The organism is Klebsiella sp. CN_Kp066, from assembly GCF_040065135.1.
Lineage (GTDB): Bacteria > Pseudomonadota > Gammaproteobacteria > Enterobacterales > Enterobacteriaceae > Klebsiella > Klebsiella oxytoca.
Genome location: NZ_JBEAIU010000059.1, coordinates 38,141 through 49,996, shown reverse-complemented (window position 1 = coordinate 49,996; position 11,856 = coordinate 38,141). Strand labels below are relative to the sequence as shown.

The window sequence follows — 11,856 nt, the reverse complement described above, 5'->3', positions numbered from 1 at the left end:
CTTTCGTTACCAGTGCCGTACCGGCCCGGTATCAATATGCACAAAGTTGCTACGTGGGTAGTATCCTACACCACCTGAACGCATAGATAACGCGGCTTTGCGAACATTGCTTAACGAAATGCCTTCAATATGGAAATCCATGGCCTGGCCTTTGGTGTGGTAGCTGTGTTTCGCTACTCCCCGGCTGCGCGCGCGAAGCTCATTATTGGTATCAACAGAGCGATAACCGGAAATAAGCTGGACAGGCTTGTTCGTACCAAGTAATCCCTGCAGACGATAGAGTTGATCGAACAAACCGGGATCGATGGACTTAATCTTATTCGCGCGATAGTCGCGGAAAAAATGATTAAGTCTTGCTAATTCATCCTGAATATAGCCTCTGCCATCGAAAAACTCCGCCTTGAGTGATTCACCAGTATGCAGGTTGTTCAGCGTCAAAATACGCGGTCGTGGGGTCGAGAGGGTGGCAAATGCCGGCGCAGGCAGAATGGCAGCAGCACCGAGCGCGGCTCCACCTAACGCCAGCAGTTTGCGGCGATTAGCGTCAAATTTGTCCATGATAATCAGGTCTACAGGTAAATGAATCGTAATATACTTTTCCCGCAATCCGCCCGTTAGCCGCCAGCATACGCTTGTTCTCCGGCGGCTAATCGATATCAGCGACGAAGGCCTGGCTTGCTCACCACCATTACGCTTTTGCAGGATTATATGTATATGCACTTCTGGCGCACGAAAGGCACCTTACCGGGCATTATTGCCAACGTCAAGGCAGCCTCCCCCCAGTAAACTCGGGCCTTGCAGACTGCAAGACCCGTTTTCACACACAGATAGGACAACCGAATCCGTTGAACTACTTCATTTATCTGATTAATTGTTCAGCTTTAGGCAGGATTTGTGCGCTGGATCGCGCGGTGAGATCGTAATTGTAAATATCTGTTCGATATTGTGTACGTCCATCAGCCCCGACAAAGGCGGTCAAATAATAGAGATTAACCGGGATATTCTGACGAATATTCACATAGCGGGTATTTCCCTGCTTGAGGGCATCCGAAATACGCGCGTCGTTCCAGCCCGCGTCCTGCAACAGCATATTCGCCAGCTCTGAAGCTTTATTCACCCGCACACATCCAGAGCTCAGCGCTCGCCCATCCCGTTGGAACAGAGTGTGATTTGGCGTGTCGTGCAAATATATGGCATCTGAGCTTGGCATATTAAATTTATAGCGCCCCAGCGAATTACGCGCGCCGGGAGCCTGCTGGAAGCGGAACGGCAGATTCGATGCGGTTATCGTCTCCCAGTCCACCTGATAAGGATCGATGGCCTCTTTGCTGTTCCAGCCGCGCATCATCGTATAGCCGTGTTGTTCAAGATAGCCGGGGTTATTGCGCACCTTCGGCAGGATATCTTTGCGCGCCAGCGTCGGCGGTACGTTCCACGGCGGGTTGACCACCACATTGTTTAGGGCACTGCTCATCATCGGCGTTTTGCGGTCCGGGCGGCCAACGATAACTCGTGATGCCAGCACCTCGCTGCCATCCTGGTAATAAACCAGCGAAAAGGCTGGAATATTCACCATAATACCGGTCGCAAGATTACCCGGCAGCAGACGCAAACGCTGGATATTTAAGGCCAGCACGCCGGCGCGCTGCGCGGGAGAGACGTTGAGCCAGTCGCGGGTCGCCTGACCGATCACGCCATCAGCGCCCAGCCCCTGCCACGCCTGAAAGCGCTTAACGCCTTCAACCAACTGGCGATCGTAAACGCCGCGGCCGCTGTTTTTAGCCTTTTTCCCGGCGGATGGGCTCACCACGTCATCGCCCGGCAGGGCAATTTTCGCCGAGTCATCGAGCATACCGGTGCGCTGTAAAATCTCCCTGAGCGCACCGGCATCATTGCTCCACTCCCCGGGACGTAGCGAGGTCTTACCGGTGAGCTGCGGCCACGGACGTGAATCGGCAACCTGCGCCAGTAGCGCCTGATGCATTGCGGCATACTGCGGATGCTGCGGCGCCAGGCCCGCAATGAACTGCGGCAGCGAACCGCTATCCAGCGCCACCTGCCACTGATTAACCACCGATAGCGGCGGCGTCGACATGGCATACGGTTTGGTGCCATACAGCCAGCGGTTGCCCTGAGTGGGAATACCACTAATAAAATGCAGATAGCCCATCATGGCGTCAGACAAAACAACATCCCGCGCCAGACCGTTCACCGCCGGGTCGGTTAACAGCTCAACCCAGGTGGTGAACTGCGGCTGAAAACCGGCAATAGCGACTTCAGCCAGCTGCTGCTGAAACGCCTGCACCGCCTCACGGTTATCCCACATCGGCTTCATATCCCTGGCCGCATACAGCGAGACCAGCGGATTCATAAAGACGGGTTGATAACCGGACGGCAGCACCGCCTGAATATCGGTACGGCTTTTCGCCGCCGCATCGGCAGGAAGCGCCTGCTCGCCAGCCATTTTGGCAACCGCCGCAGACTGGTTTGCGCTTTGGCTGAGCGCGGAAGAGAGCTCGCTGATGGTGGCTGAGCTATCCGATGGTACAATTTCAGGCTCTTCGGCCTGGACATTGAACAGTGGAGCGAATGCAAAAGCCAGGCCCAGACTGAGCGCAGACAATTGACGACCATACCGTTTCTTAAGCAACATCCCTTGCCCCCTGTTAACACATTGCTGCCCGCTAAAATGGGGCTTACTTTCAGTATATGAAGACGAAAACGCTTTTGCCTTCCCAAATGTAAAGAAGTTAAAAGATTATACAATCCTAAAATACAGGTACGGATAACAAAAAGGGCGACATCATGTCGCCCTTTGGCTACTTATTGTACAAGCTTATGAAGCATTAGCCGTTCCCGGCAGCGTTTCAGGCAGCTGCGGCGCGAAGCCACGCAGACCTACTACATGCACATGCTCGTGATTGTTCACCACTTTACGCACCAGTTTGTAGGTGGTGCCTTTTTCCGGGCTGATATTTTCCGGCGCTGCGATAATTAGCTGCATCTCCAGTCGATCGCACAGTTCGAACAGCGTGGCGATAGAACGGGCATCCAGACGCGCGGCTTCATCGAGGAACAGCAGGCGGCACGGCGAAATATCCTTGCCGCGCAGGCGCATGGATTCATCTTCCCAGCTCTGCACCACCATAACCAGAATCGACATCCCGGTACCGATAGCCTCACCGGTCGATAGCGCACCGGATTCAGCGCGCAGCCAGCCGTCGGAACCGCGGTTAACTTCCACTTCCATCTCCAGATAGTTGCGGTAGTCCAGCAGCTCTTCACCAATGGTCTGCGGCGTACGCTGCCCCATATCAATTTGCGGATTCAGGCGCTGATACAGCTTCGCCAGCGCTTCCGAGAAGGTCAGACGATTGCTGTTGAACAAATCCTGATGCTGTTCATGCTGCTCGGACAGCACGTCCAGCAGCATCGAGTGGGTTTCCCTCACGTTGACGTTCAGCCGCACGCTGTTGACCTGGCCGAAGGAGACGCTCTGCAGCCCCTGGTTGAGCATGCGAATACGGTTCTGCTCGCGCTGGATTGTCTTGCGGATGATGTTGGCCACGCTGCGAGAGCTGATGGCCAGCTTCTGCTCGCGGTTGGTCAGCTCTTCCGTCAGTCGACTGAGTTCAATCTCCATCTGCTCAATCGCTTCCACCGGATCGTCGGTACGGATAATATCCTGGCGGATACGCTCGCGCAGATGCTGATAAACGGCGACAAAGAACTGGATTTTGCGTTCCGGGCGTTTCGGATCTTCCGAAATACGCAGCACATCGCGCAGATGTTCGTTATCAGAGACCGCCAGACGCAGCGCCCCGAGCGCCTTATCCGACATTGAGCGCAGCTCATCAGCCGAAAGGTAGGCCAGCTCGCGGCGATGCAGACGACGCTCCACGCCGTTGTCTTTCACCAGGCGCATGACCGCGCACCAGCCGGCTTTGGCGCTGACCACCTGTTCGCGCATTTCGCAGTAATCACGCTCCAGCTTGCGCAGCCTGCGGGTCAGGTTATCCATTTCCGCTTCGCAGAAGGTCAAGGCTTTTTCAAGCTGGTTACGCCGCGCGCGGTTGTTGCTGAGCTGAGCATGAAGCTCATCGCGACGCAAACGGGCGCGCTCTTCGGCGCCGGCGTCGGCGCGTACGCCAATATCCTGCAGCTCTTTATGCAGATCGTTGAGCAGCTCTTTTTTGGTGTCGTAGGAGCTTTTCAGCGATGCCAGCACCTGGTTGTACTGATTGAGCTGCGCGGCGTGGGTACGCAGCGCTTCGCGGGTGCGGGCGCGCTCCGCTTCCGCCTGCTCCAGGCGCTGGCGCAGCTTCTCGTTCAGATCGCTATTACCGCTGAGCATCTCTGCGGAATCAGAGTAGCTAAAGTGGGCGCGACGCTGCACGACTTCGGTCAGCGCAAACGCCTGCTGACGCGCATCGCGCTGAGTCTGCTGCGAGTACGCGTAATCTTCTTTTAGCTGTTCAAACTGCTCCGGGTCGCTCTGCAGAACGGAAACGATCGGTTCCAGCTTAGCCAGCTGGTTACCATACTGCTGCACAAAGCGCGCGGCCTCCTGCGCTTCGTCGAGCCGCTCCTGGATTTCATCGACGCGATCGGCCAGCGAGTCGTCGGCCAGCAGATTCAGACGTGGCAACAAGCGGTTGAGCGCGGATACACCCTCTTTCGCCTGCTCATACTGCACCCGGTTCTGCTGGTTATCGCTCTCATGGGCGGTCAGCGCCCGCTCCAGCTCGCCGCGACGAGTATTCAGTTTACGGATTTCTTCTTCCGGGTCGTCCTCAAAGGCCACCGCCAGATGGTTACCGATAAAGCGGCTGAACGCCTGATGGAGGCGCTGGGTTTTCTGCACATCAAACGACAGGGTCGCAAAACGCTCGGAGAGGCTTTCACGCTCGGCGTGCAGCGTTTCAACGCGGCTTTCACGCGCGGCGCGGCCAAACAGCGGCAGCGTCGGGAAGCGTGAATAGCGCCACTGACGATCGGCAATCTTAACGACAACGGCTTTTTCCAGCTCATCGACGCTAAATACGCTGTCATCAAACGACTGCGGATCGCCCTCGATCAGGTAGAGATCTTCGGGGCAATCTTCAAGGCCTTCCAGCTGCTCGGCAATCAGCGACAGATCCGGTACCACAATAGCGTGGCGGGAAGGGCCGTACAGCGCCGAGTAATACGGCGCATCATCGAGGCTAACGTCATCATAGATTTCCGACAGCAGTACGCCGCCAAAGCGTTCCGCCAGCGCGTTCAGGCGCTGATCTTCTGAACCGCCCGGCTGGCTAAGGCGCTCGATTTCATCATCGATTGCGCGCTTGCGGGCGCCAACTTCGTCGCGCTCTACGATAGCTTCGCGTTCACGCTCCAGCAGTTGCTGGAGATATTCGGTAACTTCCTGGCTCGACTCAAACTGCTCGCCGCTCTGTTCGCACAGCTGATTGAGGCTGTTCTGCGCCGCCAGCCAGATGGGCGCACGGCGCATCAGCGTTTGCGTCCGCGTCTGCAGCTGTTCCAGCTCCTGACGCAGGGTCATTCGCCGTTCGCTGGCGGAGGAAACGCTGTCGGAAAGCGAGGCTATGCGGGCTTCCAGCTCCTGATGCAGGGCTTCCAGTTCGTCGATATCGTAACGTTTGCCCTGACGCTTACAGAATTCGTTCAGCTGGCGTTCAGCATCCTGCTGTTCACGCAGACGCTGTTCAAGTTCCGTCAGGCGACTGCGCAACCCGTGCGCCTGCTCTGCCTGGTGGCGTTGATTAACGCCTTCGCGCAGCAGCTCGCGCGCCACGTCCCAGGCTTCATTACGCGCCAGCGGACCGTTGATCTCCACCACCAGCTGGTATGCCTGTTCAAACTGGCTATGCGCAGTTTGCGCCAAGCTCATTTTCTGTTCCAGCGACAGCATTTTCTCCGTCGCTTCCTGCTCTTTCGCCTGGAAAGTTTCCAGCCACTCGTCGGCGCTCTCCGGGGTTAAATCCGGCAGATGGCAAAGCGCTTTTGCTCTTTCCAGCGCCTGCAGCGCCTGGTTGTACTGAATCGCACGGGTCTGCTGCACGTCCAGCGCCTGCTGGTAGTCGGCAAGCTGGTTTTTCAGCTCATCCACTTCCAGCTCGGCGGCTTCGGCGCGGGCTTCGTTCTCTTCCTGCTGGTCAACCGCTTCCGCAACGACTTCATTTTGCTCTTCGAGGCGAATCTGCAGTTCATCAAGATCCGCCTCATAGCGCTCGATTTTTTCCTGCTGGCGCAGAGCGGTCTGCACCAGGTTCAGATGGTCGCTGGCGGCCTGATAATCAGCTTCCAGATCGCCTTCCGCACCGTTATGTTCCTGTAGCTCGCGGGCCATATCGACGTGCTTATACTGTTCAGCCGCGAGCTGAGCGCGGGAGGTGAACAGATCGCGGCGATACTCCAGCGCTTTGTCGAGATGAATGCGTCGCTCGTTCGCGTGGCGCATATAGTCGGCGGCAACGTAGTTGGTGGCTTCGCTGATCAGATGTTTGAACAGGTCGCGATCCGACTGCGTTACCCGAATCGCTTCCAGGGTCATGCGGTTTTCACGCAGCGCCGCTTCCATATCCTGGAATGCTTTACGCACGCCGCTGTTTTCCGGCAGCAGGTAGTCGCGCAGCGAGCGGGTAATGGTGCTTGAAATGCCGCCGTACAGCGACGCTTCGATCAGGCGATAGTACTTGCTACGGTCGGAAGCTGAACGCAGGCGGCGAGCCACCACGCCCAGATCGAACATCAGCGAGTGATACTCGGTAATAGAGTTAAACTGCTTGAACTGTACCCCTTCCATCGCTTCGAGCTTATCTTTCAGCTCGTTGAGCGTCACCACGCGCGCCTGGCGCTCGTTAAGGGTTTCGGTCAGCAGCTGAGTCGGCTGGATGGAGGTAGGCAACCCCTGAATCGCAAAAGGCTTGATATCAACTTTACGATCGCGACCGGCGACCTGCTGTAGGCGAACGCCAACCACCACGCGCTGGTGGCGAGAGTTAATGACGTCCAGCACCGAGTAACAGACGCCTGCGCGCAGCTTACCGTGAAGCCCTTTATCTCGCGAGCCGCTGGTGGCCCCGGCTTCCGTAGTATTACGGAAATGCAGCAGCGTCAGGTCGGGGATCAGCGCGGTGACGAAGGCCGCCATGGTCGTGGATTTACCGGCGCCGTTACCGCCGGAAAGCGTGGTCACTAATTCATCAAGATCAAAGGTGCGGGCAAAAAAGCCGTTCCAGTTAACCAGCGTCAGCGAGCGAAATTTACCGCGTTCAATCATTACTCTTCCTCCCCGCTATCCGGCTGATTCTCTTCATTCTCATCATTAAGCTGCAGACGATTTTCCAGCGCCATGGCTTCACCGTCACGGATCATACGCAGCTGCGCTTCGCGCGGGTCGTCACCGGCGCGCACGTCGGCGCCGAAGCGAAACACCGATTCGGTGATGCGGAATTTGCTGCTGTCGTGGCCCATAAACCACACCATGCCGAGGCGGCGCAGCCGGTTGAGCGAAGCGCGCATTTTTTCCTGCAGCTTCTGGCGGTCAAGGTCGGAGCCGGTCGAACGGTTATTGACCAGCTTCAGCAGCTTGGCTTCGTCCGCCAGGGTCAGCAGCTCGTCGTAAAGCTCCTGCTGGGTGAAGATGCCTTCATTCGCCAGGCGCTCCGGACTGAGGTAGAGATAGCAAAGAATTTTGCCCACCATCATATCCAGCTCGGAGAGCACCGAGCGCGGGATCAGCGTGGTCGAGCGCGGGCGTAGATAGAAAAACCCCTCCGGCGCGCGAATCAGCTCGACGTTGTAGCGAGCATAAAACTCTTCCAGGTAATCCTGAAAATCCATTAAAAATGCGTGATTATCCAGCTCGTCAAGGCCGATATGACGGCCCGCGCGCAGGGCGCTATCCAGCGCCGGAAATAACGGATTAGCCAACGCTTGCGCCAGTTTAACCGGCATCACTTGTTCAATATTTGTCGATGACATGCGCCTGTACCTTGGCTCCGTAATCATTAATCGGCTGCCATTTTGCCGGCAGTCCGGTGAAATCTGCTTGCGCTACGCCCAAACGTACCGCCTGGTCGACAACAATGCGCGCGACATCAAAGTGGCGAGCGCGCGGATACTGCGAAAGATATTCGCGTACCACCAGACCAAGAACCAGCGGCAGTCCCTTCTCTTTATAGACCGCCAGCTGACCTTCAATCAGCGCTGCCAGCTGTTCGCGAATTTCGTTAAACTCTTCGTACTCCAGATCCGCCGGAAGTTCCCCGGTAACCTCTTCATCATGCAGCGCCATCTCTTCATCGCGCATATCAAGCAGACGATCGGCATTCGCATGGGTGAGCGCCCAGGGAGCGTCGAAGTAAGTCTGGACCGACTGGCGTAAACGCTGCGCGAAGACGCGGTTTTTATCCATATCGATAGCGGTACGGATAAATTTATGCACGTGGCGATCGTAGCCGATCCACAGGTCTATCGCCTGCTGACCCCAGCTGACGATGCGGTCCAGCTTGCTTTGCAGGTCGAACACCAGACGATCGATAAAATTCAGATCGTCGCGCGTCATGGTCGAGTCCTGAATACGCAGCAGGTTTGCCTGCAGCTTATCGCCCGCCGCATCCAGAGTATCCTGCAGCTCGCGCAGGGTGCCGGACGTTTCCGACAGCAGCAGCTCGCAGCTGGAGATCGCCGCCCGCCAGTCTTTATTCAGCAGCTGGGCAATATCATCTTTCACCAGCTGTTGCTGCTCATCCATGATCCGCTGAGTCAGATCGATACTGTCGAAAATTTCCGCAACCGAGTACTTCAGGGGAGCGAAAACGTTACGATGCCAGTGGAACTCATCGCCGCCCTCTTCTGCCGAGTCGGCGGCGCGCTTGAGTTCGCCGGCAACGATGGAGAGCTGCATCGACAGGCGCAGGGTGGAGAACTCGCGCTGACGAATATAGTAATCGGTGATCCCGATGCCCAGCGGCGTCAGGCGATAAATAGCGTTACCCTCGGTGATTTCGCTGGTAAAGCGGTTCAGCAGACGCTGGCGCACCATATCGTTAATGGCATTATTGGCGCGCTGGCTGATGGTTTCGCTGGTCTGCTCAAACGCATCACTGACGTGGCGGAACGCGTCCACCAGTTCTCCCTCGGTCATTTCCCCTTCCATCCGCTCGCCGTTCAGCGTGGCAATCGCCAGCAGAAAAGAGAGTCTGTCGACCGGCAGCGAAATAGAAAAATCATTTTTCCTGGCCCAGGCAACCAGTTCGGGGACTGTCTGGGAAAATTCACTCATAGTTTATCCTTGCATCTGCGGCTTAAGCGCGGTGACGTGAATATAACGGCCTAAGCTAATATACGGCTCCTGGCGACAGTAGCGCGTTTCCAGCTCCAGCAGCGCCGCAAATTTGTCGTGCTGTTGGTGTTTTTCACGCAGATAATCATGAAACACCCGCACGCCGGTCTTACCGGTAATCTGCCAGCCAATCTCTTCCAGCCAGCCGTAAACCTGCTGCGGATCGCGCGGATAGTCCGGCGACAGCGTGCGTTTTTTCTTTTTCGGCATGCCGATTTGCACATAGTCCAGATTGCCGGCGACCATATTGTGCATCAACAGGCCGTTAGCATTGTAGAACATCAGCGATAACGCGCCGCCGGGGCGCAGCATCGACCACAGCGTACGCAACATCGCCTGTGGTTCGGCTACCCATTCCAGCACCGCATGAAACAGTATCAGATCGACCGGACTTTCCAAATGCTGCTCAATATCCTGAGCCGCGCATTGTACAAAATGCATGTTGTCGATCACACCTTTATCGGCAGCCGCCTGCCTGGCGCGAGCCACCATTTCACCAGAGAGATCGCATAACGTGACGTGATGGCCCATTTCCGCCACTTTGATCGCCGTTTGCCCTTCGCCGCCGCCCGCGTCAAGAACTCGCAATGGCCCAGGCCCCATCTGGTTCAGCAGCGGTTGTAGATCCTGCCAGAGGATCGCCTGCCGCAGCTGGCCTTTGGTGGTGCCGTATATATTGCGCGAAAACTTTTCAGCAATATCATCGAAATTACGATCCTGCACGGGTGACTCCACAAGCCAACACAAAGCCGCTATTTTGTCATACCCGCGCGGAGAATGAAGCGATCTGTTGTAAGATCCGGGTATATCTTTGGTTATATGGTTAAAAAAGGAACCGTTGGGTATGCTTTTTACGCTGAAAAAGGTTTTAGGCGGCATGATGCTGCCGCTTCCCCTGCTGCTGTTGCTTATGGCGGTCGGCATCGCCTTGCTGTGGTTTAGCCGTTTCCAGCGCACCGGCAAGCTCTGCGTCAGCTTCGGCTGGCTGCTGTTGCTGCTATTAAGCCTGCAACCGGTGGCCGATAGTTTGCTCAAACCGATTGAAGATAAATACCCGACGTGGCGGGGAGAAGAGCGCGTACAGTACGTCGTCGTACTGGGCGGAGGATACACCTGGAATCCAGCCTGGGCGCCCAGTTCAAATCTCATTAATAACAGCCTGCCGCGGCTGACGGAGGGCATCCGCCTGTGGCAGGAAAATCCGGGAGCCAAAATGATCTTTACCGGCGGAAGAGCGAAGACCAACCCGGTAAGTTCTGCGGAAACCAGTGCCCGGGTAGCCGAGACCCTGGGCGTACCGCGCAGCGAAATTATCGTTCTCGATAAACCCAAAGATACCGAAGAGGAAGCCGCCGCGGTGAAAGAGGCGATTGGCGATGCGCCTTTCCTGCTGGTCACTTCCGCTTCACATCTGCCGCGGGCGATGATTTTCTTTCGCCGCGCCGGGCTGGCGCCCTTGCCCGCCCCGGCCAACCAGCTGGCGATTGAGTCACCGCTCAACCCATGGGAGCGGGCAATCCCCTCGCCGGTCTGGCTAATGCATAGCGATCGGGTTGGTTACGAAACGTTAGGTCGCATCTGGCAGCGACTGAAAGGATCTTCAGGCGAGCCAGGGCAGGATTGATTTAGCCGCCAGATCAAACCGGACGCGGTCAAAGCGTCCGGTATTGACCAGATTATCCACTTCATCCCACAGCAGATACAGCCAGCGCCGCCAGAGAAACGCTTCCGCTACCGGCGCCCGGCGGAGATAGTGCCACAGCAGCTGCTCTTCCTGGCCGCTATCAACCAGACGGAATAGCTCATATTCACGCGGCGCCCAGAGCATCATGCCCGGACCTACCATCGCCAGCAGCTGATCGCTGCGCGGATCTTTAAGCATGCTGCGCAGCGTGAAGCTACCGTGGACCAGCACGCAGTTATCATTGAAATCCTTAAACAAATCCATAAGGCATTCGCGAGTGCGGAACAGAATGCGTTTGTCCTGCATCGTCAGGCCGGTATCCTGATAAAGGTTCAGCGTGCTCCATAGCACCTCTACACGCTGGCGGTACCAGTATGGCCAGAGATTTTCCTGAGTGCTGTCGACCATCCCGACGCAGCCGCCGCTATCCTGACGGTGCCAGGCCAGCAGCGCTTCAACAATCTGCTCCTGTAGCTGTTCCCAACGCTCCGGCGTACGGGCGGGGGCTTCTACCGAAACGCCGCGCAGTCGTTCGATCAGCAGTACATCTGGGCCCGGATGCTCTTCGTGCGTCATTACGCCGTAGACCACCGGCATACGGACAGTACCGCTTCGCGCGAGGGTTGATATCTTCCACGCCAGCTGACGCGCCACGCCCGGCGTCGTAAAGCTGCGCGCCAGCAGCGGCATTGGGTTTCCCTGCGCATCATATAGCGACCACAGCGCCGACGAGGGTTTCTCGCTGACGCACTCCACGCGGCTTAGTTTTTCACCCAGCAGGTGGCTCAGCTCGGTACGCAACTGTTCCATTTCTGATTAC

General features: G+C 56.8%; 7 protein-coding genes and 1 pseudogene. 1 reads left to right on the top strand and 7 read right to left on the bottom strand.

Annotated elements, in window-relative coordinates; genetic code table 11:
• Positions 1-6: 6 nt before the first annotated feature.
• From ABLV75_RS26110 to cmoM, 6 genes and pseudogenes are all read right to left on the bottom strand, one after another.
• On the bottom strand, positions 7-558 hold the full coding sequence (locus tag ABLV75_RS26110; protein WP_004100731.1) for a YcbK family protein: 552 nt from the start codon (positions 556-558) through the stop codon (positions 7-9).
• Positions 559-859: 301 nt separating this feature from the next.
• Positions 860-2,653, bottom strand: coding sequence for a L,D-transpeptidase (gene ldtD / locus ABLV75_RS26105; RefSeq protein ID WP_004100729.1), 1,794 nt, complete (start codon positions 2,651-2,653; stop codon positions 860-862).
• A gap of 183 nt (positions 2,654-2,836) precedes the next feature.
• Positions 2,837-7,285 (bottom strand): chromosome partition protein MukB, encoded by a 4,449-nt coding sequence (gene mukB, locus ABLV75_RS26100; RefSeq protein ID WP_004100727.1) that lies wholly within the window; start codon positions 7,283-7,285, stop codon positions 2,837-2,839.
• The gene (mukE, locus tag ABLV75_RS26095; RefSeq protein ID WP_004100725.1) at positions 7,285-7,989 is read right to left on the bottom strand and encodes a chromosome partition protein MukE; all 705 of its coding nucleotides are present in this window, start codon (positions 7,987-7,989) and stop codon (positions 7,285-7,287) included. The genes mukB and mukE overlap by 1 nt, the downstream gene beginning before the upstream one ends.
• Positions 7,970-9,292, bottom strand: coding sequence for a chromosome partition protein MukF (mukF, locus tag ABLV75_RS26090; RefSeq protein ID WP_004100723.1), 1,323 nt, complete (start codon positions 9,290-9,292; stop codon positions 7,970-7,972). Before mukF ends, mukE begins: the two co-directional genes overlap by 20 nt.
• A pseudogene (gene cmoM / locus ABLV75_RS26085) lies at positions 9,289-10,075 on the bottom strand (tRNA uridine 5-oxyacetic acid(34) methyltransferase CmoM). The gene mukF and the pseudogene cmoM overlap by 4 nt, the downstream one beginning before the upstream one ends.
• Before the next feature lie 121 nt (positions 10,076-10,196).
• On the opposite strand from cmoM, the gene elyC reads away from it, so the two are divergent.
• A complete protein-coding gene (elyC, locus tag ABLV75_RS26080; protein ID WP_016808060.1) occupies positions 10,197-10,976 on the top strand; it encodes an envelope biogenesis factor ElyC in 780 nt (259 codons plus the stop codon).
• On the opposite strand, the gene ABLV75_RS26075 is transcribed toward elyC, so the two are convergent.
• Positions 10,953-11,846, bottom strand: a complete 894-nt coding sequence (locus ABLV75_RS26075) for a YcbJ family phosphotransferase (RefSeq protein ID WP_004100717.1) — start codon at positions 11,844-11,846, stop codon at positions 10,953-10,955. The genes elyC and ABLV75_RS26075 overlap by 24 nt on opposite strands.
• Positions 11,847-11,856 lie beyond the last annotated feature (10 nt).

Bases quoted from the DNA above. Each gene is read 5' to 3' on its own strand.
- elyC (WP_016808060.1), top strand. From the start codon at position 10,197: ATGCTTTTTACGCTGAAAAAGGTTTTAGGCGGCATGATGCTGCCGCTT.
- ABLV75_RS26075 (WP_004100717.1), bottom strand. From the start codon at position 11,846: ATGGAACAGTTGCGTACCGAGCTGAGCCACCTGCTGGGTGAAAAACTA.
- ldtD (WP_004100729.1), bottom strand. From the start codon at position 2,653: ATGTTGCTTAAGAAACGGTATGGTCGTCAATTGTCTGCGCTCAGTCTG.
- mukE (WP_004100725.1), bottom strand. From the start codon at position 7,989: ATGTCATCGACAAATATTGAACAAGTGATGCCGGTTAAACTGGCGCAA.
- mukF (WP_004100723.1), bottom strand. From the start codon at position 9,292: ATGAGTGAATTTTCCCAGACAGTCCCCGAACTGGTTGCCTGGGCCAGG.
- mukB (WP_004100727.1), bottom strand. From the start codon at position 7,285: ATGATTGAACGCGGTAAATTTCGCTCGCTGACGCTGGTTAACTGGAAC.
- ABLV75_RS26110 (WP_004100731.1), bottom strand. From the start codon at position 558: ATGGACAAATTTGACGCTAATCGCCGCAAACTGCTGGCGTTAGGTGGA.